This window comes from Donghicola mangrovi (assembly GCF_013377535.1).
In the GTDB taxonomy this organism is placed as follows: Bacteria; Pseudomonadota; Alphaproteobacteria; order Rhodobacterales; family Rhodobacteraceae; genus Donghicola; species Donghicola mangrovi.
Map to the genome: position 1 here is coordinate 212,746 of NZ_JABCJE010000004.1, position 19,567 is coordinate 232,312.

At 64.5% G+C, this 19,567-nt stretch carries 18 protein-coding genes; 8 read left to right on the forward strand and 10 right to left on the reverse strand.

The features are described 5' to 3' along the window. Window positions 1-735 precede the first annotated feature (735 nt). A complete protein-coding gene (gene cynS / locus HJ536_RS11540; RefSeq protein ID WP_176853925.1) occupies window positions 736-1,179 on the forward strand; it encodes a cyanase in 444 nt (147 codons plus the stop codon). Window position 1,180: 1 nt separating this feature from the next. Here cynS and HJ536_RS21165 read toward each other — a convergent pair whose 3' ends face one another. Beyond that, the gene (locus tag HJ536_RS21165; protein ID WP_177157811.1) at window positions 1,181-2,104 is read right to left on the reverse strand and encodes an AraC family transcriptional regulator; all 924 of its coding nucleotides are present in this window, start codon (window positions 2,102-2,104) and stop codon (window positions 1,181-1,183) included. Between the two features lie 210 nt (window positions 2,105-2,314). Here HJ536_RS21165 and HJ536_RS11550 point away from each other — a divergent pair, with 210 nt between their 5' ends. The 6 genes from HJ536_RS11550 to HJ536_RS11575 are packed head-to-tail and all read left to right on the forward strand — an operon-like array spanning window position 2,315 to window position 6,066. Next, the gene (locus HJ536_RS11550; RefSeq protein ID WP_177157812.1) at window positions 2,315-3,454 is read left to right on the forward strand and encodes an amine dehydrogenase large subunit; all 1,140 of its coding nucleotides are present in this window, start codon (window positions 2,315-2,317) and stop codon (window positions 3,452-3,454) included. 2 nt (window positions 3,455-3,456) lie between these two features. After that, window positions 3,457-3,984 carry a MauE/DoxX family redox-associated membrane protein gene (locus HJ536_RS11555; RefSeq protein WP_177157813.1) on the forward strand — a complete coding sequence of 176 codons (528 nt, stop codon included), beginning with the start codon at window positions 3,457-3,459 and terminating at the stop codon, window positions 3,982-3,984. Window positions 3,985-4,011: 27 nt separating this feature from the next. Then, the gene (gene mauD, locus HJ536_RS11560; protein WP_176853929.1) at window positions 4,012-4,599 is read left to right on the forward strand and encodes a methylamine dehydrogenase accessory protein MauD; all 588 of its coding nucleotides are present in this window, start codon (window positions 4,012-4,014) and stop codon (window positions 4,597-4,599) included. Window positions 4,600-4,633: 34 nt separating this feature from the next. Further along, window positions 4,634-5,158 (forward strand): methylamine dehydrogenase light chain, encoded by a 525-nt coding sequence (locus tag HJ536_RS11565; RefSeq protein WP_176853930.1) that lies wholly within the window; start codon window positions 4,634-4,636, stop codon window positions 5,156-5,158. Between the two features lie 4 nt (window positions 5,159-5,162). Continuing rightward, window positions 5,163-5,612 (forward strand): cytochrome c, encoded by a 450-nt coding sequence (locus HJ536_RS11570; RefSeq protein ID WP_177157814.1) that lies wholly within the window; start codon window positions 5,163-5,165, stop codon window positions 5,610-5,612. Window positions 5,613-5,631: 19 nt separating this feature from the next. Continuing rightward, window positions 5,632-6,066 carry a c-type cytochrome gene (locus tag HJ536_RS11575; RefSeq protein ID WP_177157815.1) on the forward strand — a complete coding sequence of 145 codons (435 nt, stop codon included), beginning with the start codon at window positions 5,632-5,634 and terminating at the stop codon, window positions 6,064-6,066. Window positions 6,067-6,135: 69 nt separating this feature from the next. Here the strand turns inward: HJ536_RS11575 and HJ536_RS11580 are convergent, their stop codons facing one another. From HJ536_RS11580 to HJ536_RS11615, 8 genes are all read right to left on the reverse strand, one after another. After that, entirely contained in the window at window positions 6,136-7,572 is a 1,437-nt protein-coding gene (locus tag HJ536_RS11580) for an NAD-dependent succinate-semialdehyde dehydrogenase (protein WP_177157816.1), read from the reverse strand. Window positions 7,573-7,575: 3 nt separating this feature from the next. Then, entirely contained in the window at window positions 7,576-8,622 is a 1,047-nt protein-coding gene (locus HJ536_RS11585; RefSeq protein WP_177157817.1) for a tartrate dehydrogenase, read from the reverse strand. A 20-nt stretch (window positions 8,623-8,642) separates the two neighbouring features. Next, window positions 8,643-10,106 (reverse strand): aldehyde dehydrogenase family protein, encoded by a 1,464-nt coding sequence (locus tag HJ536_RS11590; RefSeq protein WP_177157818.1) that lies wholly within the window; start codon window positions 10,104-10,106, stop codon window positions 8,643-8,645. 135 nt (window positions 10,107-10,241) lie between these two features. Continuing rightward, a complete protein-coding gene (locus HJ536_RS11595) occupies window positions 10,242-11,591 on the reverse strand; it encodes an NAD(P)/FAD-dependent oxidoreductase (protein ID WP_177157819.1) in 1,350 nt (449 codons plus the stop codon). Continuing rightward, window positions 11,588-11,893, reverse strand: a complete 306-nt coding sequence (locus HJ536_RS11600; RefSeq protein WP_177157820.1) for a (2Fe-2S)-binding protein — start codon at window positions 11,891-11,893, stop codon at window positions 11,588-11,590. The genes HJ536_RS11595 and HJ536_RS11600 overlap by 4 nt, the downstream gene beginning before the upstream one ends. After that, entirely contained in the window at window positions 11,890-13,875 is a 1,986-nt protein-coding gene (locus tag HJ536_RS11605) for a hydantoinase B/oxoprolinase family protein (protein ID WP_177157821.1), read from the reverse strand. Before HJ536_RS11605 ends, HJ536_RS11600 begins: the two co-directional genes overlap by 4 nt. 4 nt (window positions 13,876-13,879) lie before the next feature. Then, entirely contained in the window at window positions 13,880-15,964 is a 2,085-nt protein-coding gene (locus HJ536_RS11610; RefSeq protein WP_228028702.1) for a hydantoinase/oxoprolinase family protein, read from the reverse strand. Between the two features lie 74 nt (window positions 15,965-16,038). Continuing rightward, window positions 16,039-16,914 (reverse strand): LysR family transcriptional regulator, encoded by an 876-nt coding sequence (locus HJ536_RS11615; protein ID WP_177157822.1) that lies wholly within the window; start codon window positions 16,912-16,914, stop codon window positions 16,039-16,041. A gap of 102 nt (window positions 16,915-17,016) precedes the next feature. Here HJ536_RS11615 and HJ536_RS11620 point away from each other — a divergent pair, with 102 nt between their 5' ends. Then, window positions 17,017-18,120, forward strand: a complete 1,104-nt coding sequence (locus tag HJ536_RS11620) for an NAD(P)/FAD-dependent oxidoreductase (RefSeq protein WP_177157823.1) — start codon at window positions 17,017-17,019, stop codon at window positions 18,118-18,120. Between the two features lie 2 nt (window positions 18,121-18,122). On the opposite strand, the gene HJ536_RS11625 is transcribed toward HJ536_RS11620, so the two are convergent. After that, window positions 18,123-19,448: an NAD(P)/FAD-dependent oxidoreductase gene (locus HJ536_RS11625; RefSeq protein ID WP_177157824.1), complete on the reverse strand. Its 1,326-nt coding sequence runs from the start codon at window positions 19,446-19,448 to the stop codon at window positions 18,123-18,125. Between the last annotated feature and the right edge of the window lie 119 nt (window positions 19,449-19,567).

A 19,567-nucleotide genomic window follows, 5' to 3' on the forward strand; every position in this document is an offset into this window, starting at 1 on the left:
AGATTTTTTCTGGCCGTCCGTATGCCGGCTTCTCCGAAAAATCATGGAAAAAGCGCTCTAACCGGCGGATTCACGCGCTAACATCGCCGATCTGCCATGTTTTCGGGCAATCGGTGACACTGGATTTCATGTCGCGGGGATCAGTTTGCCGCACCCTTCCAAGCGCGAGGAGGCCCATTTAGCACGCCGTGGGCCGCGGGCAAGGCACTCAACCCCGGCGGATTCTCTGGCGGATGGGCGTTGAAGGCGGTGGAAAACCTTTCTGGCTTGGACATCTTTGCAAAGGTTAAATCTGCGCAGGCCTGTGCACGGACGGGGCGCGGTGCGGTCAAGGCGCCTCGCGAAGCCGCAGCACCGCTGACAAAACCCGCCCACGGATGGAAACCAAGGATTACACATCCCCCGCCCCGCCGCCCCAGAACATCCCATACCGGCCACCGATCCACCCGATCTGACCAATCAGGCAGCACTGCGCCGAAAAATGCGCCTGTTTCCCCCCGCAATTTCCGATCCACCGTTGCCCGATCCCCCGAACCGCCCCTAGCCTGAAGTCAGGCGACGCGGGTCAACCCGCGCGCGGGGCTGCATCGTGGCAGCCTTGTCTGACAGCTTTCCGGCGGCTCGCGGCAACGGCGCTGCACCTTTCGACCGGCTCCCCGACTGGCCGCAAACCGGCCCCGAAACCGCCTTGGTGGTCAGACCCGACTTATCCAACAGACAAAGGTATTTCCGTCCATGATGACCAAAGACGACGTTGCGATGATGATCCTCGAGGCCAAGAAAACTGCTGGCCTGACATGGGAAGAGATCGCGGAAAAGATCGACATGTCGCCGGTGTTCACCCACTCGGCCTGCGTTGGCATGAACGCGTTTCCCCCCGCCAAGGCCGAGGAACTGGTCAAAGTGCTGGCCCTACCCCAAGAGGCCGCGCTGGTCCTGTCCGAAAGCCCGACCAAGAATTTTGCGCAGACCGTCCCCACGGACCCCTGCATCTATCGTTTCTATGAAATCGTGGGCGTTTACGGCCCGACCCTCAAGGCCCTGATCCACGAAAAGTTCGGCGACGGAATTATGTCGGCGATCGACTTTGACATGTCCGTCACCCGAGTCCCCCACCCCAAAGGTGACCGCGTCAAAGTCGAAATGAGCGGGAAATACCTGCAGTACAACGCTTGGTAATTCACGCGCGGAGAGTGTCCGACGGGCGCTCTCCGAACATCTTGCGGTAGGCGACCGAGAAGCGCCCGAAATGGGTGAAGCCGTGGTTCAGCGCGGTCTGGGTCACGTTCACCGCATCCACCCGCGCGCCCCGCAGCACGCGGTAGACATCGCTTAGTCGACGGGCCGTCAGCATGTCGTCCAGTCGGAACCCAGTGACCGACAGGCACGCCCCCCGCAGATCCGCGCGCGTGCATCCCAAATGGCGGGACAGCCCCGAGACCGTCAGTTCCTCGGGGGGCAATTCCTCGCAGGCGTTCAGAATACGGCGGAACAGCTGCGCCTCGCGCCGGTTGTGGCGCAGACCGTCCTGTGCGGGATGGCCGAACAGCAGCGACAGGCGGTCCATCACCAGATCAGGCACCAAGGTCATCAGCCCCTGCGCCTCGGCCCCGCTGCCGGCGACCTCGATCAGGGTGCGCATCCACGCGCCCACGGGGCGGGCGACCTCGGGGGCCAGAACGCGGCCCTGCAACATGTCATCGGGCAGCACGTCCTGCGCGATCGACGCGATGACCCAGTCGCTTTCCCCTTCGACGTAGCTGATGTGCTCGTACCCGCCCGGCAGCAGCATCGCCTCGCCGCGCAGAGTCTCGTCCTTGGACAGATCGTGCATGATTCCCGACCCCATCAGGAAACCCACCGCCACCGTGCCCGTGTGCACGGCGCTGTGCTGTTCCAGCCCTTGGTTCAGGCGTTCCCGCGTCAGCGTCACCGCCCCGAAATCCAAGGATTTTATCGTGCCCTCGAACGCCCCTGCCGTCATCTGACGGTACTTTTGATCAAATTTTGGCAGCGCCTTTTCCTGATCCAGAAAGCTGGAGAAACGGCATTGGGAAACGCAAGGCTGCGTTGCAGCACGGGGCAACACCTGGTCGGAAACCATCAAAATATCCTGAAAACAAGGGGGCATTCGGTGAATCTTATCCTATTGCTGCGCCTCAACCCCCGGCTTTGTCAAAGCGTTACAAAACCTTTGCGGGCCAGTTTTCTTTGACTGCACATTTTTTGCGCAAATTTTTCGATCAACTCTGGATAGTCCGACGCCGCGCCGCGGCGCTAGCCTGACGGGGACAAAACCGACAGGAGAGACAAAATGAAACACAGCACCGCCATGGCTTTGGCCCTGATGGCACTGGCTGCCCCGACCTATGCGGCAGATGCGATCGAACCCGAAACCCTGACCGTGAAAGAGACCATCGACCCCGGCCACAATGTCTTTGTGATGGATCAGGCGTGGGCGGGTCCCAGCTCTGTTCTGGTGCTTGGCGCGGATGATTTCGCGATGAAGGGCAACGTGGGCCCCGGCACCGTGGGCCAGATGGCACTGAACAAGGCGGGCGACACGCTCTATACCTCGTCGGTCTATTTGGAGCGCTACACCTATGGCCCAGTGACCGCCGTGGTGCAGGAATGGGAGGTGTCCACCCTGAAGCTGAAGCAAGAGATCGAGATCAGCAACAAAATGGCTCAGGTCGAGAGCCAGCCGGGCCTGCTGGCGCTGGTCGGGGACGAAGGGTACCTGTTGGCCCAGAACGCCACCCCTGCGACCTCGATCTCGGTGGTGGATATCGCCAAGGGCGCGCAGATCGCCGAGGTTCCGATCCCCGGTTGCTGGACCGCCACCCCCGCCACCAGCGGCATGAAGTTCACCAGCGTTTGCGGCGACGGCACCCTGAAGACCTACACCTTTGCGGCGGATGGCTCGTTCTCGGAACCGGCCAGCTCGGAAACCATTTTCGACGTGGACGCGGATGCGCTGTTCTCGAACCCCGCGCGGATGGGCGACAAGCTCGTCTATGTGTCGTTCAACGGCAATCTCTACGTGGTGGATGACAGCGGCGCGGCCCCTGTCCTGACCGAGACCTTCTCGATCACCGATGGCACCCTTGGCGGTTGGGCCCCCAGCGGGTCCGAAGTGATCGCTTATCACGCGCCCTCTGACACGATGTTCGTCCTGATGCATTCGGCCAAATACAACGGCAGCCACAAGAACCCCGCCGAGGAAATCTGGGCCGTCAATATGACCTCGAAAAAGGTCGTCGGCCGCGGCAAAGCCCACCACGAGAACGGCATCGCCGTGACCCAGACCGAAGAGCCGATGCTGTTTGCCACCGGCGAAGAAGGTGCCCTGAACAAGTACGAGATCACCTTGGGCGACGAAGTCTCGATCAAGATGGGCGAAGAGTTCGAAGGCCTTGCCAAGTGGCCCACCATCATCGCGCTGGACCAATAAGCATGGCAGATCTGGGTTCATATACCTCGGCGGCGGCGGTCTGTTTTCTGACCGCTGTGCTGGCGCGGGCGGCCCTGCATAAATGGCAGAACTACCCTGAAACGGTTGGCTTTGCCCAAGGCTACAGGCTGGTCCCCGACACCATGACACCCGCCATTGTCCGGTCACTCGCCGTCATAGAGCCGCTGGTCGTTCTGGGGCTGCTCCTGCCCCAAACGCGGGAGGGCGCGGCCATTGTCGCTGCGGGGCTGTTCGCAGGGTACGGCGCCTTGATGGCGCTGGCCCTGCGGGCTGGCCGTGACCGGATCGACTGCGGCTGCGGTGGTGCGCCCCAGATCGTGTCGGGGCTGACCCTGGGCCGGAACGCTGTGCTGGTGCTGATCGCCCTGTCCGTTGCGCAGCTGCCCTCGGGCACGGTGGGACCGGCGGGCGCGGCGGTGGCGATTGCCACAGGGCTGACCTTTTTCGCGATCTACTCGGTCGTGGAGAAGCTGGCCTCGCACTTGCCCAACATCCGCCAGACCCCGTGACCTGACGCAAGACACAAGGATAACTACATGGAACTTCTTATCTTTTCGAATATCGCCCTGTGGATTGCGGTTCTGGTGCAGATCGCGGTGATCTTCGCCCTCGCCCGTCAGATCGGCATTTTGTACGAGCGTGTGTCCCCCGTGGGCGCGATGATCAGCGACTCCGGCCCCGACATCGGCGCACGGGTGCCCGCCCTGACCCTGCCCAACCTGAACGGCGCTGAACTGCCCCTTGGCGGTCCCGAAGGGCGTGCGCAACTGGTGTTCTTCCTGTCCACCACCTGCCCGATCTGCAAGGCCCTACTACCCGCCCTGCGCTCCATCCGCGATGACGAAGGTCGCTGGCTGGATGTCGTTCTGGCCTCGGATGGCCGCGAAGCCATCCACCGCCGCCTGATCGAATCCGAGAACCTGCAGAGCTTTCCCTATGTGCTCAGCTCGGAACTGGGTCTGACCTTCAAGGTCGCCAAGCTGCCCTTTGCCGTCTTGATCGGCGCGGATGGCACCGTGCGGGCCAAGGGGCTCGTGAACAGCCGCGAGCAGCTCGAAAGCCTCTTTACCGCCTCGGAAACCGGCATCGCCTCGGTTCAGGCCGCCGCTGCCCTGCCGGCCTGATCCCATCCCGAATTTTCTGACAAAGGAAACCAACATGAACAGTCTGTTTGACCGTCTCTTCTCCAAGCTCGACAAAGTGGTCGAGACCCGCACCCGCGCAAGCGCCCGCGAATTCGGCCGCCGCAGCTTTCTGGCCCGCGCTGGCGTGACCATGCTGGGGGCCGCAGTGGCCACCCCGATCCTGCCCTTTGACCGCCGCGCCTCGGCCGCCGGAGCCCTGCCCGAGGATGAATGCGGCTACTGGCGCCACTGCGCGCTGGACGGCAACCTGTGCTCGACCTCTGGCGGCACGCTGACGTCCTGTCCCCCCGGCTCCACCGTGTCGGCCGTGTCTTGGGTCGGCACCTGCCAGAACCCCGATGACGGCAAGGACTATCTGGTCAGCTACAACGACTGCTGCGGCAAGCCTCAGGTCAACTCGGCCACCTTCTGCTACACCTCCGAAGGCGAGCGTCCCGGCTATCGCATGGGTCTCTACAACGACATCAACTGGTGCATGGCCAACACCGACAAGGGCTATCACTGCACCGTGTCGGTTGTGGTGGGCCTTGCGGAGTAACCCCATGACCCTGAACGATCTTGCAGCCCGTATCGCGGGCTGCCTGATCCTTGGCGCCAGCCTGCCCGCAAGCGCCCAAGAGATCGACGGAACCACCCTGTTCAACGATAACTGCGCGGTCTGCCACGCCGAAGGGGGCCTTGGGAACCCCGGCTTTGCCCCGCCCCTGAACCGTCCTGCCTTCTGGCAAGGGATGGACGCGCCCACCGACTATATCGCCGCCGTGGTGATCGGAGGCCTGCACGGCACCATGACCGTGGGCGGCCAGATGTATGTGGGCCTGCGGATGCCGCCCCTGCCCCAGATCGAGGACGCCGAGATCGCCGCCATCGCCACCTATGTGGCCGGTGATCTGGGCCAGACCGATGCCACCGCCAGCGCCGAAACCGTCGCCGCCGTCCGCGTCGCCCTGCCCGATAACGCTGCCCTGATGGCCAAGCGCCCCGCCGAATAGAATGAAAGGAGCCGCCCCCATGAACCGTCTCTTTGCCCTCGGGCTGATGGCCCTGACTGCCGTGCCGATGGCCGCTCGGGCCGAACTGACCGCCCGCAGCAACTATGTCCTGCGCTGCACCGGCTGCCACGGGATCGAAGGCATGGGCACCGCAGAGGGCGGCGTCCCCCCTTTTCCCGGATCGGTCGGGCATATTGCCAGCATTGATGCGGGGCGGGACTATATGATGCACGTGCCGGGGGTGATCGCCTCGTCGCTATCGGACGCCGAGATTGCCGCCGTGATGAACTATGTCATGGCGACCTTCGACACGACCGATGCGCCGGAATTCACCCCCCAAGAAGTCACCCGACGCCGCGCCCTGCCGATGACCGATATCGTCGTCGCCCGCCGCGCGGTGGTCCAAGAGCTAGAGACCAAAGGGATCAGCATCGCCGATTACCCTTGGCCATAAACCACTCACATCAGAACGCATTAGGGCCGCCGGATCACTCTGGCGGCCCTTTTTGTTGCTTTGCGCGGCTCAGAGCCCGCCGAAATGGAAGGCTTTGGTCTCAAGGTATTCCTCGATCCCCTCCTGCGCGCCCTCGCGGCCCAGGCCCGAGGATTTGACGCCCCCGAACGGCGCCTCTGCGTGGCTGACCGCGCCGGTGTTCAGGCCCACGAGCCCTGCCTGCAACGCCTCGCCCACACGGAAGGCCCGCGCCAAGTCCGTGGTATAGAAATACGCGGCCAGGCCGAACGGTGTGCCGTTGGCGATGGCCAGCGCCTCTTCCTCGGTCTCGAATTTGAAGATCGGCGCGACGGGGCCAAAGGTTTCTTCGGACGCCAAGCGCATTTCGGTGGTCGCGCCGACCAGCACCACGGGATCCGCGAACCCTGCGGCCAAGTCGCGTTCTGCGGTGGCTTTGGTCGCGCCTTTCGACATGGCGTCGGCCACGTGCGCGTTGATCTTGTCGATGGCGGCGGCGTTGATCATCGGGCCGATCATCGCGCCCTCTTCGGTGCCAGCGGCGACCTTCAAGGCGTCCACCTTGGCCGCCAAAGCCGCCACGAACGCGTCGTGAATGCCCGACTGCACCAGAATGCGGTTGGCGCAGACGCAGGTCTGCCCCCCATTGCGGAACTTCGAGGCCATCGCCCCTTCGACCGCTGCGTCCAGATTTGCGTCATCGAACACGATGAACGGCGCGTTGCCGCCCAATTCCAGCGACATCTTCTTGAGCGTCGGCGCACACTGTTCCGCCAGCAAAGCCCCCACGCGGGTCGATCCGGTAAAGGACAGTTTGCGCACCACGGGGCTGGCGGTCAGGGTCGCGCCGATGACCTCGGGGCGGCCAGTCAGGATGTTCAGGACGCCCTTGGGGATGCCCGCCCGCTCGGCCAAGACGCCCAAGGCCAAGGCCGAATAGGGGGTGAAGTCCGACGGCTTGATCACCATGGTGCAGCCAGCGGCCAAACCCGGCGCGACCTTGCGGGTGATCATCGCGTTGGGGAAGTTCCAAGGCGTGATGATCGCGCAGACGCCCACGGGCTCTTTCATCGCGAATATCTTCTTGCCCGGAACCGGCGACGGGATGATGTGCCCGTTGATGCGGCGCCCCTCTTCGGCGAACCAGCGGACAAAGGACGCACCGTACAGGATTTCTCCCTTAGCCTCGGCCAGCGGCTTGCCCTGTTCGCAGGTCAGGATCATGGCCAGATCGTCTGCGTGGTCCAGCATCAGATCGTACCACGCCATCAAGAGGTCAGCGCGCTCCAGATGGGTCTTGGCCTTCCACGCGATCATCGCCTCTTCGGCGGCGGCGATGGCCGCGGCGGTTTCGTCCGCCGTGCAGTCGGGCATGTGGCCCATGGGCGCGGCGGTGGCAGGGTTGATCACCGCCATATCATCGCGGGCAATCCATTCGCCGTTGATCAACGCGGCCTGACGGAAAAGATCGGGATCGTTCAACTGCATGGCTCAAGCCTCCAGTGCGGACAGGATCGCCGCGGTGATTTCAGATGTGGAATTCAGGCCCGGACGGATGCCGATGCCCTGCCCCGTGGCGGTTTCGATGGCCTTCAGAACAGCGGCCGAGGCTTCGGTCTGCCCCAGATGCTCCAGCATCATCGCCCCCGACCAGATCGCCGCGATGGGGTTCGCGATGTCCTGCCCCGCAATATCGGGGGCCGATCCGTGAACGGGTTCAAACATCGACGGCAACGCGCGATCCGGGCTGATATTGGCCGAGGCCGCAAAGCCCAAGCCCCCCTGAATAGCCGCCCCAAGATCGGTCAGGATATCGCCAAAGAGGTTCGACGCCACGATCACGTCCAAGTCCTGCGGGGCCATCACCATCTTGGCCGCCATCGCGTCGATATGCATGTGGCTGACGGTAACCTCTGGGTAGTCGGCGGCAACCTCGCGCGTCACCTCGTCCCAGAACACCATCGAGAATTTCTGCGCGTTGGATTTTGTCACCGACGTCAGATGCTTGCGGCGCATCATAGCCTGCTCAAAGCCGAACCTGATGATCCGCTCGACACCTTCGCGGGTGAAAATGGCGGTCTCGACGGCGACCTCGTTGCCTTGGCCCTGATGGACGCGGCCACCGGCGCCGGAATATTCGCCCTCGGTGTTCTCACGGATACACAGGATGTCGAACCCTTCGGCCTTCAGCGGGCCTTCGACACCGGCCAGCAGGCGGTGGGGGCGGATGTTGGCATATTGCTTGAACGCCTTGCGGATCGGCAGCAGAAGCCCGTGCAAGGACACCGCATCAGGCACCGTCGCGGGCCAGCCAACGGCCCCCAGATAGATCGCGTCAAAGCCCTTCAGGGTTTCGATCCCGTCCTCGGGCATCATCGCGCCGTGCTCCAGATAGTATTCGCAGGACCAAGGAAAGGTGGTCGGCTCCAGCGTGAAACCGAACTTGGCGCCGGCAGCGTCCAGCACCTGCATGGTGGCGTCGGTCACGTCCACGCCGATGCCGTCACCGGGGATCAGGGCGATCTTGTAGGGGGTCATTCATTGTCTCCTTTGGCTGATCAGAGGTCGATCAGCACCGATTTCGTGCGGCGGTTCGCGTGATAGGCCTCGCGGCCCAGGTCCTTGCCAAGGCCAGAGGCTTTCCACCCGCCAGTGGGCAGAATGTGGTCGCGGCTGCGGCCATAGCGGTTGATCCAGACGGTGCCCGCTTCGAGTTTGCGCGACAGGCGCAGGGCGCGGGACAGATCGCGGGTGAAAAGCCCCGCACACAGGCCATAGGTCGGGTGGGCGGCCAGTTGCATCGCCTCTTCCTCGGTCTCGAAGGTCTGGAAAGTGGCGACGGGGCCAAAGATTTCCTCGGTCACGGCGGGGTTTGCAGCGTCCACGCCCGCGATCAGGGTCGGCTGATAGAAGCTGCCCGGATGGTCGAACTGCGCCCCACCACACAGGATTTCCCCGCCCTGTTTCGCGCCCGCCTGAACGATACTGTCGATCCGCTGCAGCTGGCGGTCCGAGATGATCGGGCAGAAGCCCGGATCGGCGGCAAAGGTATCAGCGGGGCGATAGGCGCGGAAACGTTCGGCCAGCCGCGCGGCCAGTTCATCGGCAATCTCTCTGGCCACAATGATGCGCGATCCGGCCACGCAGAACTGGCCGGCGTTGGGAGTGATCCCACGGTCCAGACAGTCCACCGCCAGATCCAGATCAGCGTCGGCAAAAACCACCATCGGGCTCTTGCCCCCCAACTCAAGCGTCATGGGTTTGATGCCGGTGCGGGCGATATTCTCCATGATTGCGGCGCCTGCGCGGGTCGATCCGGTAAAGGACACTTTGTCGATGTTCCCGTGCCCTGTGATCGCATTCCCCGTGGTCGGACCGTCGCCAATCACCACGTTGATCAGCCCTGCCGGAATGCCCGCCCTAACGGCCAGTTCAGCCATGTAGAGCGTGGAATAGGGCGTCATCTCGGACGGTTTCAGCACCACCGCATTCCCTGCGGCCAAGGCTGGCCCCAGCTTCCACCCCGCCATCGAGATCGGGAAGTTCCAAGGCGTGATCGCCCCGATCACCCCATAGGGCGCATCGTCGATATAGCCGAAACTGCTGTCATTGGTGGGGGCCAGCGAGCCACCCTCTTTGTCCGCGAATTCGGCGAAGAACCGGATTTGCTCGGCCGTCACGGTCACATCGCCGGTCAGTGCATGGGCATAGGGGCGCGAGGAACAGATCGCCTCCAGCCCCGCCAGAGTGCTCGCCTCGGCCTCAATCAGATCGGCCCAGCGATGCAAGGCTTTCAGCCGGTCACGGGGCGCACATCCGGCCCAGCCAGAAGACGCCAATGCATCTCGCGCCGCCTGAACCGCCCGATCCACGATGTCCGCGTCCGCCACCGGAACCGCCCCCACCGCCATTCCGGTCGAGGGCGAGGTCACCGCAATGCCCTCGGCACCAGGCACATAGGCGCCCCCGATATAGTGGGCACAAGGCAAGGTCGGGGTCGCAGGATCAAAGGCAATTGTCATCGCAAAGTCTTTCGCCGGTTGTCATGATGAAAATCAGGCACCGGCGGCGGGCAATGCTGCCGAATGCGCGGGCAGCACGGCATAATCCTCTGCGGCGCAGGGGGCGCTACGCAGAAGATTGTGCTGCCAGTGGGCTTAGTCCTTGATCAGGGCGTCGATCGGCACCGGACGCACAGGGGCCTGAGCCCGCAGGCGGCCCACATCCCTAGGGTGCAGCCCCGATTGCGCCGCAATAACCTCGGCACCTGCCAGCTGGCAGTAGCGCCCCTGACAGCGGCCCATACCCACACGGCCCAAGGACTTGGTACGGTTCGCCTCGGGGCCAGACCAGTCGGTTGTCTGGCGCAGATCACCAGCGGTGATCCCTTCGCATCGGCACAGGACCGTGTGATCGGGTGTCTGCGCGGCCAGCTTTGCGGGCCAAGGAAAGGCGCTCTGCATTCCCCGCGCAAACCGCTTCATTCGACGCATTTGCCGCAAATCGGCAGAGGGATCGGGGGCCGTCAGCCCAAGGTCGTGTAAACACGCGATCCCAGCCAAACGTCCTGCGATTTCAGCACCATCCGCCCCGAGCAGACGCGCACCGTCGCCCGCCAGATAGAGCCCTTTGCCCCCGCGCCCCAACTCATCCACCTGCGGCAGCCATTGGGCAAAGTCGTCGTCCCACCGGAACTGAGCCCCCGCCAGATCGGCCAGATGGGTCTCTGCCCGAAGATGCCACCCCATCCCGACCGCGTCGCATTTGGTCCTGTACGTTCGGCCAGAGGCATCGCGCCAGTGCACCGCAGTAGGGCCATCAACATCGGTGTCGATCCGCAACCCTGTCACACCCGAATGGTAAACCCTTCGCAAACCGGCCCGCATGGACAATCCGCGCAAGGTAACCAAGGGCCGCGCGGCCAGCATCCGCATCCCGCCGTTGACCTGACTGCGCATCGACGCCGTATCCAGCACCGCCCGCACATCCGCCCCAGCCTTCAGAAGTTGCGAGGCCAGCAACGTCAGCAAAGGCCCCGACCCCAGCAGCACAATCTGCTGCCCCAGCGCGACCCCTTGCGCCTTCAATGCAATCTGCATCGCGCCAAGGGTATAAACCCCGCCACTCTGCCAGCCGTCGATTGGCAGCACGCGATCCATCGCCCCCGTCGCAAGGATCAAGCGATCATATCGCTGGTCCGACAGCCCGTCCGGCCCAACCAATTGCGCCACACCATCCCGAAGCGCCATAACCGAGGTCTTGGGCCGATATTCCACCTGCCCCGCCGCGACCATCCGGTCGAAGGTTTCATGTAAATGGACAGCCTTCCGCGCCTCGGCTCCATAGAGCTTTGATGGCGGGCGGACGAAACCGGTTGGAGGACGACGATAGATTTGACCACCGGCGCTTGCGCCTTCGTCCACGATGACCGCCCTAAGCTCAGCCTTAACCAAGGTTTCAGCAGCCCGTATCCCCGCCGGCCCCGCACCCACAATCAGCACCGTCATGGCTGCCCCCAAGGCTCGGGGGCAGAGGTGAGCAACCGCATCCCCTCTGCCAACTCGGTAGAACAGGCGCGCAGGCGAGGGCCGTTTTCCTGCCAGACCCAGCAGTCCTGGCAGGCCCCCATCAGACAGAACCCTGCCCGCCCCTCGGGGCCGAATTCTGCGCGGCACAGGTGGGGGCGGACCAACAAGATCGCGGTCAGCACCGTGTCACCGGACAGGGCGCTGGCGGGCTCCCCGTCCAGATGAAAGGCGATGGGCGTGCGGCCCATTTCTGCCAACCGATTCACGCGGCCGCCAGTCATTCTGCGGCTCTTGCATAGGCGGCGGGACGGGGCAATTCGGGGAAGCGGGCGCAGACCTCTTCGAAGGCCTCCGCCACTCCAGAGGCCCCAGAACGGCCATTCATCTGGCGAAACACCTCGGTTTTCGCAAAGAACCGCCAGTGGATCGGCAAATCCGCCAGAATGTCCGTCAACAGATCATAGGCCTCATCGGTCCACTGGGCCTCGTAACCGGACCGCTCCGGCCCGAAGTGGAAATGCCCGGTATAGCGGGGCATAGACGCCCGCAATGCCTCAGTCGCCACAACATCCACTTCGCCTTCCACCAGCACAACGCCGTACTCCTCCCGCGCGGCGGCTTCGGAGACATAGCCCCCCGCCACATCCCGCGCGACCCGTTCGGAAGGTCGATCCAAGGGGCATCCCCGTCCCGCGCCCCCTGCCGAGCGCACGGTCAGCACATCGCCCGGCTCCAGAATGGCGGTGTCCACGGCGCCCAAACGACGCTCGGCCTCGGTGCCTGCGTTCACCACCATGTCGGACAGGCCTGCGGCCTTGCCACCCATCACCCCCCAAGGGCGAAAGAATGACCGGTCGCGGTTCCGCGCCGTGATCCGCGTGTCGGGGGCAAAGACGCGGAAGGCCATCTCGGTCGCCAATCCACCGCGCCAATAGCCCGCCCCGCCGCTGTCCTGCGCCAAGCCATAGCGGACGAATTCCACAGGAACTTCGGTCTCGGTGATCTCGATGGGGGTGTTTTTCAGATAGGCCGCGTCGGCGCCCGAGCCATTGGTCCCGTCGCGGTGGGGCATCCCGCCGCCGCCGCCGACCACGGGGTTCACGGCGGCGATCACGGTTTTCTGGGTGCGCTCATCGCGGGTCATGACGTTGACGATGCAATTGTTGCCCGCAGGCGCGGCGGGCATCCGGTCGGGGATCGCTTGGGAAAACGCGCCGAAAATCACCGACCGCAGGCGGGCGCAGGTCAAGGACCGCATCCCCACGGCTGCAGGGGCGACGGGATTCAACACAGTCCCTTCGGGCGCGATGCAGGTGAAGGGGCGCGTCAGCCCCGTGTTCAGCAAAATCCGCGGGTTCAGGGTGTAGAGCACGTAATACACCCCCACCAGCAGCATGGTGTGGCGCGGATCGCCGCCACTTGGCACGTTCAAGGACGAGGCCAGTTGTGGATCGGAGCCGGTAAAGTCCAGAACCGCACTGTCCTCCCTGATCTTCAGGGTCAGTTTCAGGCGGCACGGGTTGGCCTGATCGCTGTCCTCATCGGCATAGTCGGCGAACACGTAGTCGCCGTCGGGAATCTGGTCCAAAACGGCGCGGGCCTGCGCCTCGGCCTGATCCATCAGGGCGGCGACTCCGTTCACGAACCCCGCCTTGCCAAAGCGCTGGATCATCGCCTGCACCTTGCGTTCGCCGGTGTTCAGGGCCCCGACGAGGGCCTTGATATCCCCGATATTCAGGGCAGGCTTGCGGACGTTCGTCTCCATGATCCGCAGGATTTGCTCGTCAAAAACGCCCTCGCGGACCAGCTTCATCGGGGGAAAGCGGATGCCCTCCTGGTGGATTTCCGTCAGCGAACGGGACAAGGACGCCGGCACCGCGCCACCCATGTCCGTGTTGTGGATATGCCCGCCGGTCCACGCGACGATCTCGCCCTCGGCGAACACGGGCTTCCATAGATGGGTGTCTGGCGCATGGGTCGCGACGTGGCCGGAATAAGGATCGTTGGTAAACGCCACATCGCCGGGGCGGTAATCATCCACCATCGCGATCGCGCGGCCATAGGTCAGGCCGGGGTACCACGTGGCCCCCAGCTCCATCGGGACGGCAAAGGTATCGCCCGCGCGGTCCATAAGCATGACGGTAAAGTCCTGCGTTTCCTTGACGAACGCGGAATGAGCGGTGCGGTGCAGGGTGTGGGCCATGTTCTCGGCCGCCGCGCGGGCATGGTTGGCCAGCACCGAAAGGGTCATTTTGTCGAACATCGGCTCACTCCGCATAGGTCAGGTGAATATTCAGGTGGGCGTCCACTTGGGCCGTGGCGCCGCCAGGGATGGCAAAGGTCGTGTCCTCTTGGGCGACGATGGCGGGGCCTGCGAATGTGGCCCCTGCGCCGAGGGCAGCGCGGTCGAACAGGGGCACCCTCTGCCAGCCGTTCAGGTAAACGGGGACAAGGCGGGTGGGCTCGGCGCTGGCGTTGCCCGCCGCCTGAACGGGGAAGTCTGGCTTTGGCCCCGTGCCGATGGCCGAGAGGCGCAGGTTCACCACTTCGATCCGGCCAGCGGGGTCGTCAAAGTCGTAAATCCGGCGGTGGGTTTCGTGGAAGGCCTGCGCGATCTGAGTGGGGTCGGCCAGCCAATCGGTGTCGATGGCCACCTCGATTTCATAACTTTGACCCGCATAGCGCATATCGGCCGAGAGGCGCAGATCACCTGCCCCGTCGTGCCCTTGGGCCTGCAGCCATGATTGCCCTTCACTCGCCAGCGCCTGATAGACGTCTTGCAGGGGGGCCCCTGCCAAAGCATCCAGATCGGCAAAGATCGTGCGAATAAAGTCCCCTCGCAGGTCGGCCACAAGGCCGCCGAGTGCCGACACAACCCCCGGCCTACGCGGCGCGATCACGCTGCGCATCCCCAGTTCGCGTGCCAGAAACGCCCCCAGCATCGGGCCGCCCCCACCGAACGGCATCAGGGCAAAATCCCGCAGGTCCACGCCCGCGCGGGATGACAGTTTCTCGACCTCGACGAACATCTCGGAAATGGCGATGTCGAGGATGGCTTGAGCGGTTTCTTCCAGCCCGCGTCCCAGTTTCGTTGCCAGCTTGCCAACCACTTGGCGCGCCAGCTCCACATCCATCTGAAGCTGTCCGTAAGCCATCTGGGAATGTCCCAGCCAACCACAAACCGCCATCGCGTCGGTCACCGTGGCACGGTCGCCGCCGCGCCCATAGCACGCCGGACCGGGCGAAGACCCCGCCGATTCAGGCCCAACGCGCAGCACGCCGTGGTCGTCCACCGACGCGATAGATCCGCCGCCGATCCCGATCGAACTGACCGACACGGACGGGATGTGCAGCGGGAATTCCCCGATCAATTCGTCAGTGCCGAACCGGACCTCTCCGTCGATGATCAGCGCGAAATCCGCAGATGTGCCGCCGATATCCAGCGTCAACACACGGTCTGCGCCCGCTTGCCGCGCCAGCCAAGACGCCCCGATCACGCCCGACGCCGTGCCGGACAGCAGCATCGACACGCAGTCACGCCGCCCTTCGCCAGCGGTCATGAGACCGCCGTTCGACTTGGTCAACATTGGCCGCGCGGGAACGCCCTGCCCCGCCAAACGGTCTTGCAGCGCGGTCAGATAGCCCGACACGCGCGGGTGCACATAGCCGTTCAGGATCGCGGTCGAGGTACGCTCGTATTCGCGGATCACCGGCCAGACCTCGGACGAGGTAAAGACGAAGAGATCGGGGGCCATTTCCTCGATCAACGTTTTGGCCTGCGCCTCTTGGGCGGGATCGGACCAGCTGTGCAGGAAGGCGATGATGATCCCTTCGGCACCGGCTTTTTGGGCGGCCGCCACGGCATCCGCCAAGGCCGCGCGGTCCAAAGGCACCGTTTCCTGACCGCCCGCCCGCATCCGCACAGGCACGCCGAAGATGCGTTCGCGGGGGATCAAGGGATCGGGCCGGTGGCAAAACAGCGAATACATGTCGGGCATCCGCAGGCGGGCCAGTTCGATGACGTCCTCGAAGCCCGCGTTGGTGATCAGCGCCAGATCGGCCCCTTTGCGCTGGATGATCGTGTTGATCCCGACGGTCGTGCCGTGAACAAAGCGGCTGACGGTTTCGGGCTCCAGCCCCTCTCGTTCCGCCAGCAGCCGCAGGCCGATCAGCAGTTCGGCCCCCGGATCATCGGGCGTGGTCAGCACCTTGAGCGAAGCAATCCGCCCCGAGCGAGTTTCCAGTGCGCAGAAATCCATGAAAGTGCCGCCGATATCGACACCGATTTTCCAGTCCGCGTCGGCGGGGATCGGGGTGCTGCCGTCCATTTGATGTGCCTTTGGTTGGGTCATTCCGTTGGCCTTGATGCCACCAGAAAGTGGCCCGCCCGTCCAAGACGCATGGCGCGGCAGGCTATAAGGCGGGCTTATGGAATGGCGGCGCGGATCTGGTCTGTCATCAGGGATTCGGCGCGGGACAGGGCTTTGCCCGCCAATGTCAGTAGGGCCAGCGGCATGTCGGGCGCGCCTGACAAGGGCCGCGTTACGACCCCTGAGAACTGTCTCCAAGGCAGCAGATCGTCGACCACGGCCACGCCTAATCCGGCCTGCACGAACCCCACGGCAGAGATGGACACGTCAATCTCCAGCTGAGGGGCGAAGCGCAGGCCCTGCGCCCTGGCGGCTTGGTCCAGCTCGTCATGGGGGCGGGTCGCGGCGCGGTAGGAAATGATGTGCTCAGCCTCCAGATCGGCGAAGGTCAGCGCGGGGTTATCGGCCAAAGTATGCCCTTCGGGCAGCAGGCAACAGAACCCCACCTGCCGCAGGATTTCGACGCCGATATCAGGGGCGAGCCGGTCATCCAAAGCCAGCGCCAGCGCCGCATCCCCCGCCCTGAGCATCGAGATCAGGCTGGCAATCGGCGCCACATGAGAGCGCAGCAGAATATCGGGATGACGTGCCCGAAACGCTGCCATCGCTTGCGGCAACAGGGACATCGCGGGGGGCGCCGACGAAGCGATCCGCACCAGCCCCGCCCGCCCCAGCCGCAAATCCTGCGTTTTGCGACGCAGTCCTTCGAGGTTGGCGAACAGGCGCTCGGCCTCGGGGTACAGTTCCAATGCTTCGGGGGTTGGGCGCAACCGCCCCTTTTCGCGGTCAAACAGGGGAAAGCCCAGTTCATCCTCGCAATGCATCAGCACTTGGGACAACGCCGGTTGGGAAATATTGAGCAGCCGCGCCGCCCCTGTCACGGTGCCCGCCCGCATGACGGCGGTGAAAACCTCTAGCTGTCTGGCGCGCATCGCGGCCTCCTATAAGAGCGGCTTATGACCCACCCCGTTTCCCGTCTTTGACCCCTGCCCCGTGGTCGGGCTGAGATGGGCGAAACGCAAAAGGGGGCCGGAATGGATGTGATCGTGATCGGTGGCGGGCTGATGGGCAGCGCGGCGGCGTTCTTTCTGACGCGGCGCGGGGCACGAGTGCGCCTGATCGAACGCGGGTATGTCGGCGCGGGCGCAACGGTGGCGTCGTTCGGGAACATCCGCCGGTCGGGTCGGTATCTGCCGCAGATGCCCTTGGCCCATCGGTCGCTGGCCCTGTGGCATCAGGCCGAAGCCTTGCTGGGGCGCGACGTGGAATTCCGCGCCACTGGCCACCTGCGGCTGATCTTTGACGAGGCGAGTTTGGCCGACATGCGCCGGTTTGCTCAGGACGCCGTGCCGTGGGGCTTGGAACTGGAGGAACTGTCCGCTACCGAGTTGCACCGCCGCTATCCGATGCTGGGGCCAACGGCGATCGGGGCATCGTTTTCCCCCAATGACGGGTCCGCGAACCCTCGGCTGGCCGCACCAGCGTTCGCCAGTGCGGCGGCGCGGGATGGGGCCGGGATTATGGATCACACGACCATCACCAGCATTCAGAAGACCGAGGCCGGTTTCACGGTCCGGACCACCAAGGGCACCTACCACGCCGAAGCTGTCCTGAACTGCGCGGGCGCTTGGGGCCGGCAGATCGCGGCGGATTTCGGCGAAACCGTCCCCCTGACCATGCACGGCCCGCAGATGGGCGTGACCGAGCCCCTGCCCCACCGCATTCTGCCCGTGATCGGCGTGTGGGCGCAGCATCATGGGGCCTATTTCCGGCAGGTCGAGCGGGGGAATATCGTGTTCGGCGGCGGGGTGCCTCGGTCCGATGTGGGGCCGGACGGCTATGCCAAGGCGCATTTCGACGTGTTGCCAGAACAGCTGCGGCAGTTGGTGCAGATCTTCCCTGCCCTGCGCGATGTGGCCGTGATCCGCCAGTGGTCGGGCTGCGAAGGATATGTGGCCGATGGGCTGCCCGTGATGGGCGCTTCGGGCACCACGGACGGGCTGTACCACGCGTTTGGCTTTTGCGGGCATGGGTTCCAGCTGGGGCCCGGTGTGGGCGACGCGATGGCCGAACTGATCACCACCGGCGCGTGCGAAACGCCGCTGGAGCCGTTCAGCATATCGCGGTTCGCGGCATGACATCAGAACTCGGCCACCTTGCCCCATTGGGTGCCTTGGAAGCGGGACAGTTTGTACTGCGCGGTCTCGGTGATCGGGGTGCGGTCCAGCAGCATGTCGGCCACCAGATGCCCCACCCCCGGCCCGATGCCGAACCCATGCCCCGACAGACCCGCCGCCAAGGTCAGCCCGCCGATCCCGATATCGCTGTCGATTACCGGCACGCCATCGGGGGTGCTGTCGATGTAACCGGCCCACGTGGCCTGCACGGCGACCTTTTTCAACTCGGGCAGCAGATCGCGGGCACGTGTCAGGGTCAGATTGACCAACGACGCGGATGGCTTCGGGTCCAAGATGCGCATCCGCTCCATCGGGGTTTCGCGGTCCAGCGCCCATTTCTGGCGGGTCTCATGGCCCGCTTGCCACGCCTGCACCCCGCCCGGCCGCAGCGCGCGCCAGCGTTTCGCGAACATCGGCAAGAAGTGTTTGGCCCCAAGCAAGGCCCCCGGCGTCGGGTCCAGATTGGCGCGGCCCGAGATAGCCAGCGTATAGCCCCCATCCCCGCGGCGGGTCACCGAGACCTCATTCGTGTGCAGCGCATCGGGCAGCCCTTCGGCCCCCGGCTGAACGGACAGGATCGAACTGCGTACCGACGCCTGAGGGAAGAACAGCCCCGACTGGTGCAAAAAGCTGGCCGCCCAAGCGCCGCCCGCCATCACCACCTGCTGCGTCTTGATCACCCCGCGCTCGGTGATGACAGCGCTAACGTTTCCATTCTGCACATCAATCCCGCGAGCTGCACAATTTTGCAGCACAACGCCCTGATGCTGCATCACACCTTTGGCAATGATCGGAGCCGCGCGGGAGGGATCCGCGATGCCATCGGTGGGCGACCAGACGCCCCCCAGCCAGCGTTTTCCGGTGGCCGCGCCGCGCTCGGTCGCTTGGTCTGCGGTCAGCATTCGGGTGTCCACCCCCTGCCCCCGCGCGAACTGGCCCCAGCGGTCCCAGCCGTCAATCTCGGCCTGATTGTTCGACAGATAGAGCAACCCGCAGCGGCGAAAGCCCATGTCCTGACCGATGTCCGCAGTCATATCCTCCCACAGGGCCAAGCTGCGGGTGGACAGGGGCAATTCGCGGGCGTCCCTGTTTTGTTGGCGGCACCAGCCCCAGTTGCGGCTGGATTGCTCGGCCCCGATGCGGCCCTTTTCCAAGAGGACGACCTTCATCCCCCCGCGCGCCAGCCAGTAGGCCGCGCTGACGCCGACGATGCCCGCGCCGATGACGACCACGTCGGCGGCCTTTGGCATGGTGGTGTCGGTCTCGATGTGCATCAGGGGGGCGGTCATGGGCTGTCTCCGGTCTTTTGCCTGACCCTAGCCTGCGCGCCACAGCCGGTTCTGCCGGATTCCCCCCAAGGCGCGGCATTTCCTGTCGAATGTCATGGGCTTGCCCCCGCGTCACGACT